The sequence below is a fragment of the Pseudomonas sp. A-R-19 genome (genome assembly GCF_019956575.1).
Lineage (GTDB): Bacteria > Pseudomonadota > Gammaproteobacteria > Pseudomonadales > Pseudomonadaceae > Aquipseudomonas.
This window is the reverse complement of sequence record NZ_JAHBDR010000030.1, coordinates 94,588-114,840: the sequence shown is the minus strand read 5'-3', so window position 1 is coordinate 114,840 and position 20,253 is coordinate 94,588. Positions and strand designations below refer to the sequence as shown.

Genomic DNA, 20,253 nt, shown 5'->3' with positions numbered 1-20,253 from the left:
TCATCGAACGGTGTCAAGCGTCCTGCACCTTGCGCGTCGAAGTGCGCACGATCAGTTTGGTGGCGAAAATCTTCTGTTCAGGCTGCAGCGGAGCATCGGCCGGCGCATTCAACTGCTCGGTCAACAGCCTTGCCGCATAGACGCCTTTCTCGACGATGGGTTGGCCAATGGTGGTCAGGCCCAGTTGCACCGCCTCGGGGATATCGTCGAAGCCAATCACCGAAAGGGCTTGCGGAACCTCGCGATTGAGCGCGTGGGCGGTTTTCATGCAGGCGATCGCCATGACATCCGAACAGGCAACCACTGCCGTGACGTCGCTGGATGTCAGCAAGGTAAAGGCCGCGGCTTGCCCGGACGTCGAATCAAGCCCGCCGGCCTCTATGATGCTCAGGTCCTCGAATGCCAGGCCCGCTGCACTGGCCTCCTCCACATAGCCGGTCAGCCGCTCCCTGACGATACGCTCGCTGGCACTCTTGAAGCGGTGGCGGTCGATTGGTCCGCGATATCCATCCGGGTTCAGCCGGTCGATGATGACCCCTATCTTGCGGTGCCCCAGCTCGAGCAAGTGACGCATCTGCGCGCGTGCGGCACCGCGGTCATCGATCCCGACAAAAAAGGAGCCTTCCACCAATGGCGAATCGATCACCACAAACGGAATGTTCTGTTTCACCACGGCCAGCACGGCCGGATGGTCATCAGGCAGGGTCGAGATGATCAAGCCATCCACCAGCCCGCGCAGCGCGAGGCTGCCGTGGTTCGCTGCGGGTGTGCGGCCAATGAGCCGATTGTTGTTGAGCGGGAACAACGTCAGCGCGACGTTCTCCAGTTCGCCCACCTCGCTGATCCCGCGCAGCAAGGCAACGGTGCAAGGGTCGGCGAACGCCAGGGACAACTTGTCCATCATCATCAACCCGATCGCCCCGATCTTGCCCGAGCGAAGGCTGCGGCCAAGCACATTGGGTCCCGGGTAGCCCAGTGACGCGGCTACGGCAAGGATATGCTCACGTTGGGCCTCGGACAGTTTGGATGGGCGATTGTAGGCGTAAGACACCGCAGGCTGAGACACCCCCGCCGCCAGTGCTACATCTTTCATTGAAACGGATGCCATCGCTTGCTTCCCGATCTGTTTTGAAAACCTCATGAGAGGTCAGTAAAAAAAACGCCATGTGCTCAGTGTAACCGTTGCGGCGAAACCTTCGGAACCAGTCGAGTGGCACTGAAAATGATCGCGATCATCAACGAGGCAACGACGAGCAATGCCAGCGAAAGGTTGCTTGCATGGGCGACGAACCCGATGGCCGCCGGCCCCATCAATATGCCGAGGTAGCCCAAGCTGGTGGCGGCGGCAATGGCCAGCTCACCAGGCATCGACGTTTGCGCGCCTGCCAGCGACAGGTAGACCGGAGCGATGTTGGCCAGACCTGCGCCTATCACCGCGAACCCCACGAGATTCAATAGCCAGTCATTCGCCAACACCACCATCGCGAACCCGGACATGACCACCAGTCCGCCGCCGATGAGCACCACCCGCGCGCCCAGCTTCAACAGTATCCGGTCTCCGTTCAATCGGCCCAGCGCCATCATGACCGCAAACACCGCGTAGCCCAGGCCGGCCAGCGAATGCTGGACACCTCGCTCGTCAGCCAGGAACACCGCGCTCCAGTCGAGAATCGCCCCTTCCGCGAGGAAGGCGAACAGGCAAAGCATACCCAGCAGTAAAACTTTTCGGGTGGGCCTGACAAATATCGGGGCGCCTTCGTCACCACTGCGCCCCAGCAACTGGCGACCATGCGTCAGGACGAAGGTGACCAGGATCGCCATGACCGCACTGCTTGCCACCAACGGCGTGGCGCCCAGCCATAACAATGCAGTGATACCCGCCGCACTGATAATCGCGCCGAGGCTGAACAGCCCATGAAAGCCGGACATGAGCGAGCGTCCGGTCGCGCGTTCGACCATCACGCCCTGAACGTTCATCGTCACGTCGACCGACCCGCACCCTGCCCCGAACACGATGAGGCTGAACATCAAGCCGGCAAAGGAATGAGTCGTCGCCAACAAGGGCAAGGTCAGCAGCACCAGGGCAATACCCACGTGCATCGTAAAGCGACAGCCCCTGCGCGCATTGAGAATGCCCGCCAGCGGCATCATCACCAGTGAGCCCAGGCCAAGGCACAGCAACAGCAGTCCCAGGGCAGCGTCGTCGATCCCCGCTCTCGTGCGCGCATAGGGCACCAACGGCGCCCAGGCGCCCATGCATACCCCTGACAGCAGGAACGTCGATCGATAGGCCGGTAGATGAGGCGTAGCGCACGGCAGTAGCAATTCTTGAGACGACACGGACACCCCTGGGCTCGGATTATTTAGAGTTATACGTATAACTCAAAATAATCCGTTCGGCCACAGGATCCATTAAAAACCGGCAGCCTCGGTGAACCGGGTTGCGTGCTATACGTCGCCTGACTTGAGAATGACGCTCGAAACAGTTGACATCAGTGGCGCCACCAATGCTATTTTTGCTGGAGTTATACGTATAACTCTTTCTGGTCTTACCCAGCTTTTGCATGCACACCCAACAAAAACAACAGGGACAATGCAGCGTGATGAATAACGTTCAAAAAACTCCAGTGCCCAAACGCATCCGCAAGGCGCGTATCGCGACCTTTCTCGGATTCATGATGATCGGCGCAATGATGTACATCTGGTCGACCGGGGTGAGTGTGTTCAGGACACAACTGGGCTTTACCGGTGAGCTGGGTGACGCGAACTTCGGCCTGATCGCACTCGGGGTCGGCGTCGGCTCGGCGGCAGGAGCGCTGCTGGTCGGGCGTCTGCTGGACTCCTTCGGTGCAAAACCGGTGATCACCGTGTGCGCCCTCGCCTACCCGCTGTCCATTATCCCGCTGGGTTTCGTCAGCGGTTTCTGGTTCGCGATGTGTTTTGGCGTTGTCCTGGGACTGCTGCGCGGCGCCCTGGATACGGCGTTGAATGCCCATGGCGTGCAGGTCGAGCGGTTTTATCAGCGCTCGATCATGTCCGGCTTCCATGCGTTCTATTCGCTGGGTGGTTTTCTGCTCGGGATGGCATGCAGCTGGCTGACGGGTTTCTACACCGACAGCGTAAAAGTGCCTTTTACCGTGCTGGGTATCGCCATGTTGATCGTCGGCTGTATTTTCAGCCGGTGGCTGCTGGGCAAGCATGACGTCCCCGACGCTGCCTTGGGCGACTGGCAAGCGGGCGCTCAGTCCGCGGATGAAATCGGCAAGGGGCCGTCGACCAAAACGCTTCTGGTGATGATTGCGCTCGGCGCCCTGCTGCTCGGCAGCATGATGGGTGAGAATGCAATCGCCGACTGGGGCCAGGAATACATGCGCCGCGAGTTCTCGACCTCGACTTCCACTGCGGGCATGGCGGTGTCGATATTCGTCGGTGCGGCGTTCATCGGGCGTCTGTTCGGCGACCGGCTGGCGGCAACCTTTGGCAATGCCCAAGTGGTTTTCGCCTGCGGGACAGTCTGCGTCCTTGGCATGACCCTCACCATCGTCGGCGGCACGGCCGTTACCGGCATCCTCGGCTTCGCGTTGTTCGGCCTCGGCCTTTCCTGCATCGCGCCGCTGATGATTTCCGCGGCTGGACGCCGGGACCCGCAACATGCGGGCCGCAACATCGGCATCGTCAATTGCATCGGTTTCTCCGGCATGCTCGTGGGGCCCGCCGCCATCACCGTGATCGTCAGCCATTTCGGCCTGGATTCGCTGATGTTTTTCCCGTTGATCATGCTTGGCCTGCTGGCAACATTCGGCCCGCTGCTGATGAGAGCGCCAAAAGGCGACAAAGGCGTGAAACAGTGCGCCGCCACCAACACCAGCGCCTAGCCCATCGGCCCAATGCAGACCCAGCGCGACGGCAGGCAAGGCGGATTTCGCGCAGGCCTGCTATCCCTGCAGTGGAATAGCAGGCAGTGCGCTGATCAGGGCCCGACCTCCGGACCCTGATGTTCAGGCCTGCCGCAAGGCGCCATCGAACGCCGGCGTCAGCCCCGACAACTCCAACTTGCGCACAAAGTCGCCGAGACGCTGCTGCTTGTAGGCGTCCACGTCCAGGTCGCGGTAATCGTAGAAACCCTGGCCATCGCGCAAGCCATTGCGGCCGTTTTGCATGTTGTCGGCAATCACCTGCGGCGACTCGAAACGCGGTGACAGCGCTCCACTCAGGTAGCGCGAGGCGTAGTAGAGAATGTCGCCTCCACCCCAGTCGATGAACTCAAGCAGGCCCAGCACCGAGAAGCGCAAACCGAAACCGACGCGCACCGCGGTGTCGATATCTTCCGCGCTGGCCACGCCCTCTTCCACCATCCGTGCGGCCTCGTTCATCGCCAGTGCCTGGATGCGCGGCACGATGTAGCCAGCCACCGGGTTGCACACCACAGGCACCTTGCCGATGCGCTTGAGCAGTTGCAGCAACCGCTCGACCACCTGTGGGCAGGTCGCTTCGCTGCGGCTGACTTCCACCAGCGGCATCAGGTAGGCCGGATTGAGCCAGTGCGCGTTGACGAAGCGCTGCGGCTCACTGACCATTTCGCTCAACTCGGTGACCAGGAACGTCGAGGTGGTCGACGCGATGATGGTCGACGCCGGGACATGCTCGCTGACCCACGCGAAGGTCTCCTGCTTGACCGCGATGACTTCCGGCACCGCTTCGAACACCAGGTCGCACTGGCGCAAAACCTCGGCGGCCCGGGACCGGGATTGCAGCGTCAACCGGGAGATCGCGATGTCCGCCTGTGCAGGCGCGAGCATGCCCAGGCGCACCAGCATCTGCAGTTCGCCGCGGATGTTGTTGCGCACTCGCTCGAAGTAGCCTTGTCGCTCATCCTCGGCGCGATCCTTGATATCGATGAGCGTCACCGGCAGGCCCGCATGGATGAATGCCAGGGCAATGCCCTCGCCCATCCGGCCGGCACCGACCACGCTGACTTGGGGCAGCGCGGCGTTCATCAGTTGTAGCCCTTGGTCAGCAGTTCGGTCATCTGCGCCCGACTCAGCGTGGCCAGACCGAGGTTTTCCAGGGTGCGGCCCTCGGCATAGAGGTCACGAGCCGCGACGACCGAGGCAATGCTCAGCAAGCCCTGCGCGACCGGGGTCGGCACACCGGCCCAGCGGCCGACGGACACCAGGAAGGACAGGCCCAGGCGGGTGTCTTCGAGCATGTAGCGATGCTTCTGCAGGTCGATGTCTTCACGCCAGTCGCCGCTGTCGGTCAGCTTGCCATGGGCACCGCGACCGTACATCCACTCTTCGCCTTCGGTGGTGTTGTAGTGGTCGGCCAGCGGGAAGTGCGGCGCACCGTAGGTCAGTGCTTCGCGCACGGCCATGCGCTCGGCATCAAGCTGGTTGGTCACGCGACGAATCGACGGCTGGGTGCCTTCGTTGTGAATGTCCCAGGACTCGAAATGCTCCAGGGGACCGGCGTTCATCATGATCAGCGGCGGGTGAATGATGGGACCGGCGTTCATCAGCGCACCGCTGAGGGCGTCTTCAATCGGCTCGACGCTCGGATAGGCTTCACGCAGCACCGCGAACGCATGCTCGGACAGGTTGCTGGGAAATACGCCAGTCGGCAGGCGGGTGGCGTAGCCGCTGATCACCAGATCGCTGGCGCCATGCTTGCGCACCAGGTACGGCAACGTGCCGGTTTCAGCGAAGGCGACCTTGCTGCGGTTGCCCGCATCGGCCATGGCCTTGGCGAACACGAAGCTGCCGAAGGTGCCCGGCGGCAGGAACACCACCTGACCGTCGTGCAGGTGCGGCGCCACATGTTTGGCCAGGTCTTCGTGGGAGGTCGACGGCAGCGGGATGATCACCAGTTGCGCGTCGGCCAGGGCTTCGGCCAGGTCGTCGGTGAACGAGAGCTTGTCGCCCTGCTGGCCGACGGACAACTGGCGAGTGCCCTTGTAGTCCTTGATGGTCAGGCTGCCGATGGCCAGCAGCTCCTTGAGCGCGGCGGAGTCTCGACGCCACAGGCGGGTCTGGTGCCCCTTTTCAGCCATTTCGACAGCAGCGGCGTAACAGCCGTGACCACCACCCAGCACGGTAATATTCATGCAGATACTCCTTTTTGTTAGAGACTCGATCCTATCGAGCCGCACCGCCACAGACTCATCCGATTGCGCAGCCGAATGACGGATTGCGCAGCAGTCTCAATGCTTCTGCCGCCGCAGGGTGTCCGACGGCAGGCAGCCATAACGTTGCCGATAGGCGCTGGAGAAATGCCCGAAACTGTTGATGCCGTGACGCAACAGGATATCGGTGACAGTCTCACCGGCCCTGCCCTGTTTGAGCGACTCATGGATCACCGCCAGTCGGCGGTCACGGATGTACTCAACTGGCGCCTGCTGGAGGAACTGGTTGAAGCCGTTCTGCAAGGTGCGCACCGAGACGCCACACAGCTCGCTCAAGGTCGTCAGGCTGATGGGTTCGTCGAGGTGCTCCTCGATGTAGTCACGGGCCTTCTTCACGTGGTGCGGCAGCGGCGCGCGCGAATCGAGCAAAAGATCCGCCGAGTAGTTGTGCGGCAATTGCGTGAGCAGCAGTTGCATCAGGTATTCGGACAGACCGCCGGCGAGGCACGAACCGTCGACGCCGCTGCCGTACAGCCGGCAGATGTAGTCCAGGGTGTGATAGAGGCTGACGACGCCGGCGCCCAGGTGGTCGACGCTGACATCGAAGATCACCGATTGGCGCAGGCTGCGGCCGAGCAGGCGTTGCAGTTGCGTCTCCAGGGCATCGCGATCGACTCGCAGGATCAGGTTGCGGCACTCGCCATTGGTGACGATGCGACTTTGCGCAAATGGCGAGGACACGCTCAGGTAGCCCGACTGCATCGCCGCGCTGCGCCGACCGTGGGCGACTTCGCACTGCCCTTGCAAGGTAATGCGAAACAGGTACTGATCGGCGATGTCGCCGATGGTGATCTCCACCGGCGCGCCATAGCTCAAGTCGAGCAGCGCCGAGTCGCCGAAAAACACGCCGTTGAGCCGGGTGTACATCGGCTCGTCACGCAGTACGTTGAAACTGTGCGGGCACAGGTAGTGGCTGACCTTGTCCTTGATCTCGCGGTAATCGGCCGAGCTGAGCAGGCTGTGCCGTTCCAGCAGGTGTACGTCATTCAACATCAAGGATTCCCCCTGTCTGAAGCACATCAGCCCCGCATCCGTTGAAGGAGCGAGGCCGAGGTGCCGATTGCGGTCTGTGGCTGATCAGGCCCGGGTCGGATATTCCCGGGCATAACTTTCACGGAAGCGACGGCAACCGCGCCACAGCAACAGCACCGTCAAGGCCGAGGCACCGGCGATCACCAGCGACATCGAAGAACCCACCGCCGCGGGCGAGCCGAAGTAGCGGTCGGTCAGCAACGCCACCAGCGTGGTGCCCAGGCCCAGGCCCAGCAGGTTGCTGATCAGCAGGAACACGGCAGAAACCTGTGCACGCACCTGGTTCGGCGCGAGGATCTGCATCGCCGCCGTGGAGGCTGGCATCGGGAACGAGGCGAAGAACATCGCTGGCACCAACAGCGTCACCGACAGCCACAGTTGATCGACTTGCGGGAACAATACGGCCGGCACCGCCATGCCGAGGGCACCGATGACGCCGGTGCGCATGGCTGCGTCCTGATAGCCTTTCTTGGCCAGATAGTCGGTGAGCCATCCACCGAACAGCACCCCGGCGGTGTTGGCCACCAACAGCACGGTGCCGAGCATGTAGCCCGCCTCCATTGGCGACAGGCCGAACTTGCGGATGTACAGCGCCGGGCTCCAGCTCATCATGCAGAACAGGGCCATGGCGTAGAACGAAAAGCCCAGGTAATGGCAGGTGAAGGTGGCACGGTGGCGGCCGAGGAAACGCAAGCCATCGCTCATCGCAACCTTCTTCGCCCGACCCTGCGCATCGACCTGCAGGCCCTTGCGCGCCGGGTCACGGACGGTGAGCCAGATCAGCAGGCCGACCAGCATGCCGGGCAGACCGACGATGAAGAACGCCAGTTGCCAGGCCTTCATCGCGCCGAGAAAGGCGACCTCGATGGTGTTCATGTCCTTGAGCATCGCGATCACATAGCCGCCCACCAGGAAGGCCAGGCCACCACCGACGAACGAGCCGATCGAGTAGATGCCCACGGCGCGGCCGAGTTTCTCCTTGGGGAACATATCGCTGAACATCGAGTAGGCCGAGGGCGACAGGGCCGCTTCGCCGACGCCGACGCCAATGCGCGCGAGGAACATGTGCAAGAAGTTCTTGCTCAGGCCGCAGGCCGCTGTCGCCAGACTCCAGAACACCACGCCGACAGCGATGATCCTCGGGCGCGAAAAGCGGTCGGCCAGATAGGCGATGGGCATGCCCATGAACGCGTAGAACAACGAAAAGGCCAGCCCGTGCAGCAAGCTGAACTGGGTGTCGCTGATCTGCAGGTCGGCTTTGATCGGCTCGATCATCAACGCCAGGATCTGCCGATCCACGAACGAAAAGATGTAGGCGATCATGCACAAGCCGACCACGTACCACTCGTAGATGTAGGTTTTCTTCTTCTGCTGCTGTAGGACCGCGTTATCGACCTGGATATTCACTAGTGTTTGCTCCTCTTGGAATCCGCTCATGCGCGCAGCGCGCCGGTTGACGGTGCACAGCACACCGACTGGGAAGTTGCGGGGCAGATGCAAAGGACAAAGGGTTCGAACATGGTCAGGCCTCTTATTGTTATGGGGTCAATCCCTGGGTGGACCGGGCTTACCAGAACTTCCAGGTGTAGGTCGTGGCGACTCGAAATTCGTTGTAGTCGTAGCCGTACTTCTGTTTCACGTCGATGTTGCGCAGGTCCAGCCCCAGGCCTTGCAGCGCCCCGCTCTGCACCACGTAGCTGAGCCCGAGGAAACGTTCGCTTTCCTGGTTATCGCTGAGGTTGTTGCCACGGTTCCAGTGGGTGCCCTTGATGTAGCGGGTGTAGAGCTTCAGCCCCGGCATGCCCATGCCGGCAAAGTCATAGCTGTAGCGCGCGCCCCAGGACTTTTCACCCGGGCGGACGAACCCCAGGGACGACCAGTGCACCAGGTAAGGTTGCGGGATATAACCGTTCATCGTCGGGAACACGCTGTCACCGAGCATGCGCTGGTAACTGAGACCAAACATGTGGGCGCCTTTGAGCAAGGTGAACAAGCCACCGTAGGAGCGGTTGTCGATCTCACCGTTCAATGCATTGCCATCTTCATTGTTATTGAAGTAGCGCAAGTCGGTTTTAAGTTTGTAGCCATTACCCAGATCAGCCATGTGCATCAGGCCGAAATAGTGTTGCTGATAAATATCGTGCAACACGCCATAGAAATAACTGGCTTGCAGGTTCTTGGTAATGTCGTAAGTTGCGCCGCCGAAGTCCAGGCCGTCACTGTCGAGATTATCGGTAGAGCCAAACTTGTACAGTTTCTCGTGATTGGAAGACTCCCGTGTCGCCGCCGACCAGAAACGGCCGCCGGTCATCGTCAACCCATCGATTTCCTTGGACTCGACCACCGCCCCTTGATAGATCGTATCCAATTGCCGACTGGTGTCATCGAAAGCCACCGGCAATTGTGGGCGAAGGTCGCCCACCTTCAACTCGGTCTTGCTGTAGCGCATCTTCAAGGTTGCGCCGGCGCGACTGTAGTCATCGGCCGTCTGCTGTTCGCTGACGCTGTACGGCAGCGAACCGTCGTTGCCCGACGAATCCAGGCGCACGGCGTATTGCGCGTCCACATCAAGGCCGATGGCCAAGGCCGTGTCGGTGTAACCGGAGGTGAACTGCGCATCGAAACCCTGGGACCAACTATGCACTTCAGAAACCGGCGCATTGGTATTGGTGTAGTTACGGTGCAAGTAGAAGTTACGCGTATCCACTTTGAAGTGACTGTCATCAATAACATCGGCATGCACTGCCAATGGCGAACAGATCATCCCCAACACGCTGGCAATACTGAGCCCTCGGCAAGATTGCTTTACCTCATGCATCTAACTTCTCCACATCTGTATGTGCTGGGCACTGTATTTATAGGAGCAGAATTAAACTAAAAACTAAAAGCGCCGGTCTTTTGTTGTTATCGGGTAAAGCGCCTGGTGGGCTCAATGGACCAGTCCGCCATGACGACACGCCTCGTGCCTGTGCAAGGTAAGTCAGTAGACGCCGCGGGGGTATCAAGATGAACAGCATCCGTTGAGGGGTAATCTCCCGCCCGGCTAAAGGTTTCCCTTAGTCCACACCACCCACATAGCGGAAACCGGCACCGACGTCGTGGAAGTGGATGAGCCCTAAACTAGCGATTGCACTGCCTGCCAACCTCCCCGATTGCGCAGGCAATTCTCCAATTGCGCAGCCTGATGCAAAGCGCCTTGGCACTGAACCGGGCCAGAACCCAGGCCTACAGGTAAAGATGTGGCCGCTCTCGACCCAGCGTGTGTAAAAACGCAGAGACTGTTTGGAAAACAGACATCAATATGGGTGACCTGAAAGGAGGAACACCATGAGCCGCACCCGCCATACCTGCCTGATGGCGACCTACAACCAGTGGATGAACGAAAAGATTTGCCAGGCGGCCAACAGCCTGTCCGATGAAGAACTCGCAGCGGACCGCAAAGCATTCTTCGGTTCCATTCTCGGGACGCTCAATCACCTGGTGGCCGGGGATACTGTCTGGCTCAAGCGATTCGCCACGCACCCGGCGAACTACCTGGCGCTGGAGCCGATTCGACAGCTGCCTGCCCCCAGGAACCTCAACGAGTTGCTGTTCTCGAATATCCGCGAGCTGTCGGCACATCGAGTGTGGCTCGACCAAGTCATTGTCGATTGGTCTCGCTCCATTACCGAGTCGGACCTGGATCACATCCTCAACTACTCAAGCATGAAGGGAGTGCCCGCCGACAAGGATTTTCATGGCTTGCTCATGCACTTCTTCAACCATCAGACCCACCACCGCGGGCAAGTGACGACCTTGCTTTCACAAGCAGGTGTCGACACCGGTGATACGGATCTGGTCATCCTTATTCCATCCGAATCGCGCACACCATAGATATCGCCAGTACGTGCAAGGTTGTCGGCTGGCCAGCGTCAAGGCCAGCGGGATGTCCACAAACTACGAGCGCCAGACAGCGGTGAGGTCATCGCCGTCGAGGCCCGCCATGACCTCGGCCGTGTGCGCACCCCGTGTCGGAATCGCTCCCGGCGTCGCGACCCGGCCGTCAAATCGCGGCGCGGGACTGGCCTGCAGCAGGCCATCGCGTTCGAAATACACGCCCCGCTCCACCATATGCGGATGTTGCGCGGCCTCACGCGGGCTCAGCACTGGCGCAAAGCACACATCGGTGCCTTCGAGCAGATCGCACCAATGCGCGCGCGGCTGGCTGGCGAACACATCGGCCAACAGCCCGCGCAGTTCCTCCCAGCGCTTGCTGTCCCATTGTTTGGCGAAACGCGGGTCATGCTCTAGCCCAAGCTTTTGCAGCAACAGCGCATAGAACTGCGGCTCCATCGAACCCAGCGCCACGTACTGGTCATCGGCGCAGCGATAAGTGGCGTAGAAATGCGAGCCGTCGTGAACGCTTTTGCCGCGCTGCTCCTGGAGCAGGCCTCGGCGGGTCAGTGACATCATCAACTGCATCATGTGCGCCGAGCCGTCGACGATGGCGGCATCGACCACCGTGCCCTTGCCGGTCTGCCGGGCACTGAGGACACCGGCCAGCACACCGACCGCCAGATACAGCGCACCACCACCGACATCGCCGATCAGGGTGATCGGCGAGGACGGCGCTTCGCCGGCCGTGCCGCTGTGGTACAGCGCCCCCGAAAGCGCGATGTAGTTGTTGTCGTGACCGGCGGCACTGGCCATCGGGCCGTTCTGGCCCCAACCGGTCATGCGCCCGTAGACCAGGCGTGGATTACGCGCCTGGCATTCCTGCGGTCCGAGGCCCAGGCGTTCCATGACCCCGGGACGCATGCCCTCGATCAGCACGTCGGCGCTCTCGATGAGTTTCAGGACCGCTTCGCGCCCCTCCGGGGTTTTCAGGTCGGCCACCACCGAGCGCTTGCCTCGGTTCAGCGGATTGACCGGGGCATTGGCCTGGCCGGTGATCGAGACTGACTCGGCACGCTCGACAGCGATGACATCCGCCCCCAGGTCGGCCAGGTGCATGGCACAGAACGGCCCCGGGCCGATGCCACAGATTTCTACGACTTTGATACCTGAGAGCATGTGTTTTTTCCTTTTTCGTCGGGAGCTGACAACGGGGCATTGATCGCGCGCGATGCGCGAAGCATGGCCACTACGCTAGCAGGGCACCCACCCCGAACATGCCCCCCGCGGTGGGGGGCTATAGGGCGAAAAAGGGATTGCATCCCTGCGTGCAGGACCGCGGACTCAAGCAGACGGCGCGCACGCCAAGGCGTTTTCAACGAAAGCCAGCATCTGCGAATGCACCAACTCCAGGTCGACGCCCGCAGGATTGAGCAGGACCTGCAGCATCATGCCGCGCAACGTGCCCAGGAACAGCAAGGCGCCCGTCATCGGGTCCACGTCCGGGCGCATCTCGCCGTTGTCGATGCCTTCGCGGATGTAGCGTGCCAGGTGCTTTTGCACCGAGAGGTTGTACTCGGCGAGGACCTGCACGGTTTCCGAGTCCTGGGTCACCGCTTCAGACATCAGGGCCAATAGCGCGCGGGTATTGACCCAGTCGCCGTCCGGGCGCGCCAGATAGACACTGACAAATCCCTTGAGCGCATCCATCCCCGGGCGCCACTGTGGCGACCGGGCCTGAACCAACTCCATGAACGTCGAGTTGACGAAACCCGCCAGGGCACGCAGCAGACCGGCCTTGTTGCCGAAATGGTGAGTCGCCAGGCCACGGCTGTAGCCCGCCTCCTCGCCCACCTCCGACAGCGTCATGCCGACCCAGCCCTTGCGCGCAACGATCTGTCGGGCAGCGACCAGCAGGCGTTGTTCCGCCTCGGCGCGACGCTCCAGTTGCGTGCGCCGCGACGTCGGCCGGGTGGTTTTTTCAACGGGTTCCATCGGGTGATTCCTTACTGTCCTGTAAAAACGGGCGTGCGACGTTCGGCCATGGCGCGGGTGCCTTCGGCAAAATCGGTGCTGACAATCTGCCATTCCTGCTCGGACGCCTCGCGATCGATGATCCGGTCAACCGCATCGGCCAACCCCATGCGCAGGGTTTCACGACTGGACATGACCGCGCCGGGTGCCGAAGCGGCGATTTCCTCGGCCAGCTCGCGGGCCTTTTGTCGCTCCGTGCCCGGCTCTGCCAGTACATCGGCCAAACCGATACGCACCGCTTCGCGACCATCGATGCGGCGCCCGGTGGCGATGAGCAGCGAGGCCATTTGCGGGCCGACCAGGCGCGGCATGGTAACCGAAATCCCGAAGCCTTGATGAATGCCGAGCCGGTTGAAGTTGGCCGAGAACCGCGCTTTTTCGCTGGTCACGCGAAAGTCCGCGACCAGCGCCAGGCCCAGGCCGCCGCCGATGGCGGCGCCCTCCACCACACAGATCAGCGGCTTGCGATTGCGAAACAGGCGCACGGCCGACTTGTAGACGCGACGCGGGTATTGCGGGTCGCGCTGATCGGCACCCGAGAAGTCGGCCCCGGCACAGAACACCTTGCCTTCAGCCTGCAGGATGACGACCCGGCACTCTGGCAAATCGTCGAGGTATTGCAGTGCGTCGGCCAGGTCATTGATCAGCTCGGCATCGAAAAAATTCAATGGCGGACGATTGAAATCGAGGATCGCGACATGGCCTTCAAGGTTCAGTGTCAGGCCGCGGCCGGGGATAAAGGAGGTGTTGGTCGACATGAAAGCTCCGTGTCTTTGGCGATGTTCAAGAGTGGCAGCGGCTTGATTCGCTGCCAAGGTTGCTGTTAGCTTATTTACTTGTTGGGCGTTCAGCAAGTTAGAAAACAAGACCACCACCCACTCTTCACATGAGCAAAAAGCCATGCAGGCACTCGATATCCGTCCCTGTCAATTGGACGCCAAAACACAGGCTTTACGGGCCGAAGTGCGCGAATTCGTCGCCGAAACACTGAAGGACTACCCGGCCCACGAACGCGCGAAAAACTGGAATGGCGCCGACCCTGAATTCAGCCGCAAGCTGGGCCAGCGCGGCTGGCTGGGCATGACCTGGCCCAAGCGCTACGGCGGACAGGAACGCAGTGCCCTGGAACGTTATGTGGTGCTTGAGGAGCTGCTCGCCGCTGGCGCGCCGGTCAATGCGCACTGGATCGCCGAGCGTCAATCCGGTCCGTTGCTGATGAAGTTTTCCCCCGATGTGCTGGCGCCGCGACTGATGCCGGCGATTGCACGCGGCGAACTGCTGTTCTGCATTGGCATGAGCGAGCCGAATGTCGGTTCCGACCTGGCGTCGGTGCAGACCAGGGCGGTCAAGACCGAGGGCGGCTGGGTCGTCAACGGCAGCAAGGTCTGGACTACCGGTGCCCACCGCTGCCACTACATGGTCACCCTGCTGCGTACCGGTCCGAAAGATGACAGCAATCGCCACGCGGGCCTTTCGCAACTGTTGATCGACATGCACGCCAAGGGCGTCACGGTACGTCCGATCTACAACATGCTGGGCGAGCACGACTTCAATGAGGTGTTCCTCGACGATGTGTTTGTGCCAGACGACTTTGTCATCGGCCAGCCAGGCGATGGCTGGAAGCAGGTCGGCGCTGAACTGGCGCTTGAACGCAGCGGCCCGGAACGCTACCTCAGCAGCACCCAGCTGTACCTGGAAATGCTCGACGCCGCCGACCCCGAGGATTCGCGCCACAGTGTCAGCCTCGGTCGCGTCGCCGCGCGCTACGCGGTGCTGCGGCAGATGTCGCTGGGCGTCGCCGGCATGCTCGCTCGCGGCGACAACCCGGCAACTCCGGCAGCGCTGGTCAAGGATCAGGGCGCCCTGCTCGAACAATCCCTGCCCGACCTTGCCCATGACCTGTTTGGCGGCACCCGCCAACCCGGTTCCCGACTCGACCAGGTGATGCGTTACCTGACCCAGACCGCCCCGTCGTTTTCCCTGCGTGGCGGCACCCGCGAAATTCTTCGCGGCATCATTGCCAGAGGATTAGGACTGCGATGAACCAGGCCACCCACTCTCAAGCGCTGGACGACAGTGCTCCATCCCAGTTGCAATCGATCATCGCCGACAGCGTCGAGCGCCTGTTCGCCGAACAGATCACGCCTCAGGTGCTGGCCAGTTTCGATGCCGGCCACGCCGCGACAGCGTTGTGGCAACAGGTGGTCGAGCAAGGCCTGCCCGGCGCCCTGATGGCCGAAGAAGCCGGCGGCAGCGCCGCGAGTTGGCTGGAAGTCAGCCCGGTATTGCGCGCCATTGGTTACTGGAGCGCGCCACTGCCTTTGGGCGAAACCATGCTCGCCTCGTTGTTGCTGGCCCGTGCCGGTCTGGAGGTGCCCGAAGAGCCCATCACGCTGATCCAGATCGGTCGCCTCGGTGAGCTGGTCTTGACCGCGGAGGGTCATCTCGACGGCCGTACATTCAATGTGCCGTGGGCCCGCAGCAGTCGCTGGGCCGTGGTCGCCGATGGCACAGGACAGGTGGCGCTGGTGGACCTGCGCCAGGCCACCGTCAGCCTGGAGGCCGGCAGCAACTTTGCCGGCGAGGAGCGCGACACCCTGCACTTCGCCCATGCTCGCACTCACGCCGTTGGCCACCTGCAACTGGCCGATGTGCAGGAGCCTGTCTGGGTCTTCGGTGCGTTGATCCGTGCCTGTGCGCTGGTCGGTGCGCTGGAGTCGAGCCTGGACAAGGCCGTCGGTTACGCCAATGAACGCGCCCAGTTCGGCAAGGCCATCGGCAAATTCCAGGCGATCCAGCAGCAATTGGCGCAGATGGCCGGTGCCATCGGTGCCGCGCGCATGGCGACCCAGGTTGCCTTGCGCAGTGCCTGCGAAGTGCTGCAAGCCGACGCCGGTAGCCGCAGCTGCCTGGCGTTCGATGTGGCCGTGGCCAAAGTCTGCGCTGGCGAGGCCGCCACCCTGGCGACGTCTATCGCTCATCAGGTTCACGGGGCCATCGGCTTCACCCACGAGCACACCCTGCATTTCACCACCCGCCGCCTGTGGTCGTGGCGCGATGAATTCGGCAGCGATTCGCAGTGGGCTGAAGTCCTCGGCCAGGCAGCGATCGCGGTCGGTGGCAAGGGCTTCTGGGCGGGACTGACGCAGCGCCAGTTCTGACAACAGGCACTGTCGAAGGCCCCTCAGTCAACCTGCGTCAATGACGCCTATGAGCCGGCACCCGTAAAGCGGGTGCCGGCATTTTGCGCTTGGCGCCACATTGATAGCAGAGGCCGCTTTTTCGTCTAACGTCAATGGATGCTTTTGCATGATCCACTTCCTCTGAAAATGGAGTTCGACGATGAAAACTATTGTTTCCTGGCTGACGATTACGCTGCTTGGTCTAGTGCTTGGTGCCTGTTCCGCGGTCGACTCCGTGAGTGGAGGCGCAGGCGAGACGGAGATTCGCTCGGGCAAGATCGAGCAGATTACCCAGACCCAGATGCAGACCAATCACGATAGCGGCGTCGGGGCCATATTGGGTGGTATCGGCGGTTTAGCCCTGGGAAGCCTGATCGGCCAGGGTACGGGCCGGGATGTGGCAATGGTCGCGGGAGCCCTCGCTGGCGGGGTAGGCGGCAACTACGTCGAAAAGAAAAAATATGATCAGCCCATGGACGCCCAGCAGATCATCGTCCGCACCCACAGCGGCGTACTGGTCCAGGTGACCCAGCCGATCAACCCCGCGTTGAAAAAAGGCATGAACGTTTATGTCGAAGGTTCCGGCAACGAAGCGCGGGTAGTGCCACAGAGCTAGTGGCGGCCAGGGTAATGGATGCAGATGTCGGTCTTGACCCTTGAAGAGGTGACACCCGATGAGCGAGAACAAATCGCCTGTCAGCCTCGATGAAGATATCTGCGTTCATGTCTTCACCGCCTCCGCCGCCATGGTGGGCGTCTGCATCACGGTGATCGGGATATTCCAGGTCATCACCACGCTGAGAAGTGAAAACTCGCTGGGTGATGACTTTCTTGCGATCAACGCCATTTTGTACCTGATCACCACCCTGCTTTCCTATTGGACGTTGCGCACCCAGAAAATCAACCGCAACCCCTTGCTGGAAAAGCTCACCGATGCTCTTTTCCTGATAGCGCTGACCTGCACCACCGGCATTGCCGGCTTTATTACGTGGACCATTACCCTGAAGTAATTTTTTCGGCTCGGATTATTTGAAAACCGGCACGCTGGCTGACGCGTTGGGCTTTTTCAGGTACTCACGCAACCGGGCACCCATCTCGGCAATTTTCGTCTCACCTGCCCGTAAGGCTTGCGGGTTGGTATGCACCGAGTAGTTGCCCAGCGCGAGATCGTAAGGATGAGGTTGCGCTGAGCCGATCACGAAGACTGTATCTTTTTGCGGCGCGGTGAGCGTAACGGCATCGTTGCCGGGTTCGAAGATGGCCATCTCTGCCGCGTTGATCAACCCTGGTGCGGACAAAGCGCCCCGACTGACACTCAACCACAACGACGCGTGCCCATTGGGTGGCACATAGGTCCAGGACTCCCCGGCTCGCAGCGTGACCAGCAGGTAGTTCATGCCGGCGGGAGCGCGGACCGGACTCTGGACGCCCCGGTAGGTGCCGAGGATCAACCGCGCCGGCCCCACTTCAGGCATCGCGCTTGACTCCAGGTATTGGCTGTCGACACTGGCGTTTTCCAACGCTGGCGGTAATGCTACCCACAGTTGAAAACCCTGAATCCGTTTCGAAGTACCGACCGACATTTCCTTGCCGTGCCAGACCCCGCCTCCCGCGCGCATCCACTCGACACCGCCGTAGTCAATCATCCCCTTGCCCGAATCAGCGTCCTCGAAGCGCAGATTGCCTTCGGTAATGACCGTGACGGTGGCGATCCCCGAGTGCGGGTGCAGTGGCATGCCATTGATGAATGAGCTCTCGCCTTCAAACAGATCAAGGAACACGAAGGGTTTGACCAGGTGGCCGAGATCGCCAGGGCTCATCAGCCGGACAATCGAGCCATGCCCGCTGCCTGTGGTGCGATAGCTGATTGCGCGATGAGTTTCGGGTTCGCGAGCAGGGCCTGGGTCAATGGCGATGTGAGGTCGTCGCTGAAGGTTCATCATGATCACTCGAAGTGGGAAGCCTCTGGGCTCGATGCCTGGAACAATAGAGCGAGGCCGATTACTTTATTAGCCGGTACAATTGGATTGCACTCGTCCACTGACGTCAGGAATGACCGGCATGCTCGACCTCAATGACATCGCCATGTTTGTCCAGGTGGTACGCTGCGGCAGCTTTGCCGAGGCGGCACGAAGGCTGGGCATGCCAGCCAATACCGTGAGTCGCCGCATCCAGCAACTCGAAATGCATCTGGGTACGCGGCTTCTGCAACGCTCCACCCGCAAGCTCACGCTCACCAGCGCTGGCGAGGATTTCCATGAGCGTTGTGCAGGCGCAGTCGATGGTCTGCTCGAAGCCGGACAGGAATTGATCACGGGCAGTCACGAGCCCAGTGGTCTGGTGCGCGTGGCGGCACCGGCAGACTTCTTCGATTTCTTTCAGATGGACTGGGTGAGCGAATTTCTCGCCGCACATCCGCGCGTACGGCTCGACTTCGTGCTCAGCGATGCAAAAGCAGACTTGATCGCAGAGCAGATCGATGTCGCCTTTCGCGGCGGCGCCTTGCGTGACTCCGGTTTTGTCGGCCGGCAGATCCTTGATCCGCGCAGCGTCGGGATGGTCGCCAGTCCTGCCTACCTTGCGGCGCGTGGCTCACCGCGTACGCTGCAGGACCTGGTGAACCACGACTGCGTGATATCTGCGCATCCCGGCAGCCACGCCACCTGGCGTCTGGTCGGTCCGAACGGTGAGGAAGAAATACAAGTGGCCGGGCGCTTCAGCGGCAATACCGCCCAGGCATTGCGCAAGGCCGCCGTGGCGGGCCTCGGCATCGCGCTGCTGCCGCCGGTGATGGCGAGGATTGAAGTCGAGGCCGGCCTGCTGGTCCCGGTACTGGCGCAATACCAACCCAAGGGCTACGGCCTGAACGTGCTGTACCCGAGCCGTCGGCAGCTACCGCTTGCGGTATCGTCGTTCATCGCTTTGGTGATCCAGAAAATGAATGCGCTGGACGCACCGACGGTGTATCAATAATCGCGCCCATTGCCGGCAACGCATCGCCCCCTGACTCTTGTGAGCCTGAACCTTGCGTGTCTCGCCCTCCTCGCCGATTGTTGAACGAGCCCCATGACTGAGCATGCCAAATACCATCACGTGTCCGAAGTACCAGGCCTGGTGCTCGGGTCCGCACGCTTTGTAGACAACGGTTTCGATCGCCATTACCACCTCGATTTCCACATTGGCTTTGTCACCGAAGGCATCCAGCGTCATCGATCCAAAGGCGAGTCGTTTCTTTTGGGGCCGGGAAGTATTGCACTGATGCCGCCGGGTGAAATCCACGATGGTGTGCCCGAGGGCGGTAGTGTCTATACGCTCAAGACATTCCGTCTGTCCCAGGCGCTGGTTGCGAGCATGACCGAAGAGATCAGCGGCCAACCGAGCGAGCTTGAGTTGGCCGGTGTGCTGCTCGAAAACGCGGGGCTTGTCGGCCACCTGCACGGGTTGCACGAAGCGATGCAGCAGGCTGTCGGCCCCGGCAACCTCGCACTGCAGACGCAATGGCTCACCCTCGTTGAACACCTGTTGAGCCAGTCACGGGCGATCAAGCCCGAGACCATTACCGGCACGCTATCCCCCCTGCAATGGTCTCGCGTCAGGGACTATTGTTTCAGCCATATCGATGAACGAATCACCCTCGATGATCTCGCCGGGCTGTGTGGGCTGGGCCGCTTTGCGTTTCTCAAGCAGTTCAAGCGCACCGTCGGCATGACGCCGCATGCGTGGCTGCTGCGCCTGCGTCTCGAACGGGCCTGTGGCCTGCTGTCACGCAGCGGCCAACCGATCATCGATGTCGCCCAGGCTGTTGGTTTTTACGATCAAAGCCATTTCAATCGCGCCTTTCGCCAGGCATTTGGCGTCGCGCCCTCGCGCTACAGGACATAGGGCGTCGGCCATCGGACGACCGTCAATTTTTTACAAGCGCGTTAACCTTCCTTCTCCATAGGATGCGTC

The 20,253-nt window shown here is 61.3% G+C and carries 19 protein-coding genes; 8 read left to right on the top strand and 11 right to left on the bottom strand.

From position 1 onward, the window contains the following. Positions 1-13: 13 nt before the first annotated feature. Entirely contained in the window at positions 14-1,108 is a 1,095-nt protein-coding gene (locus KGA88_RS02395; protein WP_110657671.1) for a LacI family DNA-binding transcriptional regulator, read from the bottom strand. 62 nt (positions 1,109-1,170) lie between these two features. Beyond that, positions 1,171-2,256: an MFS transporter gene (locus KGA88_RS02390; RefSeq protein WP_263295986.1), complete on the bottom strand. Its 1,086-nt coding sequence runs from the start codon at positions 2,254-2,256 to the stop codon at positions 1,171-1,173. Positions 2,257-2,603: 347 nt separating this feature from the next. Here KGA88_RS02390 and KGA88_RS02385 point away from each other — a divergent pair, with 347 nt between their 5' ends. Next, entirely contained in the window at positions 2,604-3,875 is a 1,272-nt protein-coding gene (locus KGA88_RS02385) for an MFS transporter (RefSeq protein WP_110657669.1), read from the top strand. Between the two features lie 123 nt (positions 3,876-3,998). Here KGA88_RS02385 and KGA88_RS02380 read toward each other — a convergent pair whose 3' ends face one another. The 5 genes from KGA88_RS02380 to KGA88_RS02360 all read right to left on the bottom strand — a co-directional run bounded on the left by KGA88_RS02380 (position 3,999) and on the right by KGA88_RS02360 (position 10,031). Then, the gene (locus tag KGA88_RS02380) at positions 3,999-4,997 is read right to left on the bottom strand and encodes a 3-hydroxybutyryl-CoA dehydrogenase (RefSeq protein ID WP_223588625.1); all 999 of its coding nucleotides are present in this window, start codon (positions 4,995-4,997) and stop codon (positions 3,999-4,001) included. Continuing rightward, positions 4,997-6,103: an NAD/NADP-dependent octopine/nopaline dehydrogenase family protein gene (locus KGA88_RS02375; protein ID WP_223588623.1), complete on the bottom strand. Its 1,107-nt coding sequence runs from the start codon at positions 6,101-6,103 to the stop codon at positions 4,997-4,999. Before KGA88_RS02375 ends, KGA88_RS02380 begins: the two co-directional genes overlap by 1 nt. A gap of 96 nt (positions 6,104-6,199) precedes the next feature. Further along, a complete protein-coding gene (locus tag KGA88_RS02370; protein WP_223588620.1) occupies positions 6,200-7,174 on the bottom strand; it encodes an AraC family transcriptional regulator in 975 nt (324 codons plus the stop codon). An 84-nt stretch (positions 7,175-7,258) separates the two neighbouring features. Further along, positions 7,259-8,620, bottom strand: a complete 1,362-nt coding sequence (locus KGA88_RS02365) for a spinster family MFS transporter (protein ID WP_110657663.1) — start codon at positions 8,618-8,620, stop codon at positions 7,259-7,261. A 160-nt stretch (positions 8,621-8,780) separates the two neighbouring features. Further along, positions 8,781-10,031: an OprD family outer membrane porin gene (locus tag KGA88_RS02360; RefSeq protein ID WP_223588616.1), complete on the bottom strand. Its 1,251-nt coding sequence runs from the start codon at positions 10,029-10,031 to the stop codon at positions 8,781-8,783. A 509-nt stretch (positions 10,032-10,540) separates the two neighbouring features. On the opposite strand from KGA88_RS02360, the gene KGA88_RS02355 reads away from it, so the two are divergent. After that, positions 10,541-11,086: a DinB family protein gene (locus KGA88_RS02355; RefSeq protein ID WP_223588613.1), complete on the top strand. Its 546-nt coding sequence runs from the start codon at positions 10,541-10,543 to the stop codon at positions 11,084-11,086. Between the two features lie 63 nt (positions 11,087-11,149). Here the strand turns inward: KGA88_RS02355 and KGA88_RS02350 are convergent, their stop codons facing one another. The 3 genes from KGA88_RS02350 to KGA88_RS02340 form a co-directional block, all read right to left on the bottom strand. After that, the gene (locus KGA88_RS02350) at positions 11,150-12,265 is read right to left on the bottom strand and encodes a CaiB/BaiF CoA transferase family protein (protein WP_110657657.1); all 1,116 of its coding nucleotides are present in this window, start codon (positions 12,263-12,265) and stop codon (positions 11,150-11,152) included. A gap of 165 nt (positions 12,266-12,430) precedes the next feature. Next, the gene (locus KGA88_RS02345) at positions 12,431-13,081 is read right to left on the bottom strand and encodes a TetR/AcrR family transcriptional regulator (RefSeq protein WP_223588610.1); all 651 of its coding nucleotides are present in this window, start codon (positions 13,079-13,081) and stop codon (positions 12,431-12,433) included. Positions 13,082-13,092: 11 nt separating this feature from the next. Further along, positions 13,093-13,878 (bottom strand): enoyl-CoA hydratase/isomerase family protein, encoded by a 786-nt coding sequence (locus KGA88_RS02340; protein WP_223588606.1) that lies wholly within the window; start codon positions 13,876-13,878, stop codon positions 13,093-13,095. A 142-nt stretch (positions 13,879-14,020) separates the two neighbouring features. Between KGA88_RS02340 and KGA88_RS02335 the strand changes: the two genes are divergently transcribed. The 4 genes from KGA88_RS02335 to KGA88_RS02320 all read left to right on the top strand — a co-directional run bounded on the left by KGA88_RS02335 (position 14,021) and on the right by KGA88_RS02320 (position 17,312). Further along, on the top strand, positions 14,021-15,163 hold the full coding sequence (locus KGA88_RS02335) for an acyl-CoA dehydrogenase family protein (RefSeq protein WP_110657652.1): 1,143 nt from the start codon (positions 14,021-14,023) through the stop codon (positions 15,161-15,163). Beyond that, the gene (locus tag KGA88_RS02330; protein WP_223588601.1) at positions 15,160-16,281 is read left to right on the top strand and encodes an acyl-CoA dehydrogenase family protein; all 1,122 of its coding nucleotides are present in this window, start codon (positions 15,160-15,162) and stop codon (positions 16,279-16,281) included. Before KGA88_RS02335 ends, KGA88_RS02330 begins: the two co-directional genes overlap by 4 nt. 181 nt (positions 16,282-16,462) lie before the next feature. Then, the gene (locus tag KGA88_RS02325; RefSeq protein WP_110657647.1) at positions 16,463-16,918 is read left to right on the top strand and encodes a glycine zipper 2TM domain-containing protein; all 456 of its coding nucleotides are present in this window, start codon (positions 16,463-16,465) and stop codon (positions 16,916-16,918) included. A 58-nt stretch (positions 16,919-16,976) separates the two neighbouring features. After that, positions 16,977-17,312, top strand: a complete 336-nt coding sequence (locus KGA88_RS02320; protein WP_110657645.1) for a hypothetical protein — start codon at positions 16,977-16,979, stop codon at positions 17,310-17,312. 15 nt (positions 17,313-17,327) lie between these two features. On the opposite strand, the gene KGA88_RS02315 is transcribed toward KGA88_RS02320, so the two are convergent. Continuing rightward, positions 17,328-18,242: a pirin family protein gene (locus KGA88_RS02315; RefSeq protein ID WP_223588675.1), complete on the bottom strand. Its 915-nt coding sequence runs from the start codon at positions 18,240-18,242 to the stop codon at positions 17,328-17,330. Positions 18,243-18,363: 121 nt separating this feature from the next. Here KGA88_RS02315 and KGA88_RS02310 point away from each other — a divergent pair, with 121 nt between their 5' ends. Together KGA88_RS02310 and KGA88_RS02305 are read left to right on the top strand one after the other, a co-directional pair. Beyond that, a complete protein-coding gene (locus KGA88_RS02310) occupies positions 18,364-19,275 on the top strand; it encodes a LysR family transcriptional regulator (RefSeq protein ID WP_110657643.1) in 912 nt (303 codons plus the stop codon). A 93-nt stretch (positions 19,276-19,368) separates the two neighbouring features. After that, positions 19,369-20,184 carry an AraC family transcriptional regulator gene (locus KGA88_RS02305; RefSeq protein WP_223588597.1) on the top strand — a complete coding sequence of 272 codons (816 nt, stop codon included), beginning with the start codon at positions 19,369-19,371 and terminating at the stop codon, positions 20,182-20,184. Positions 20,185-20,253 lie beyond the last annotated feature (69 nt).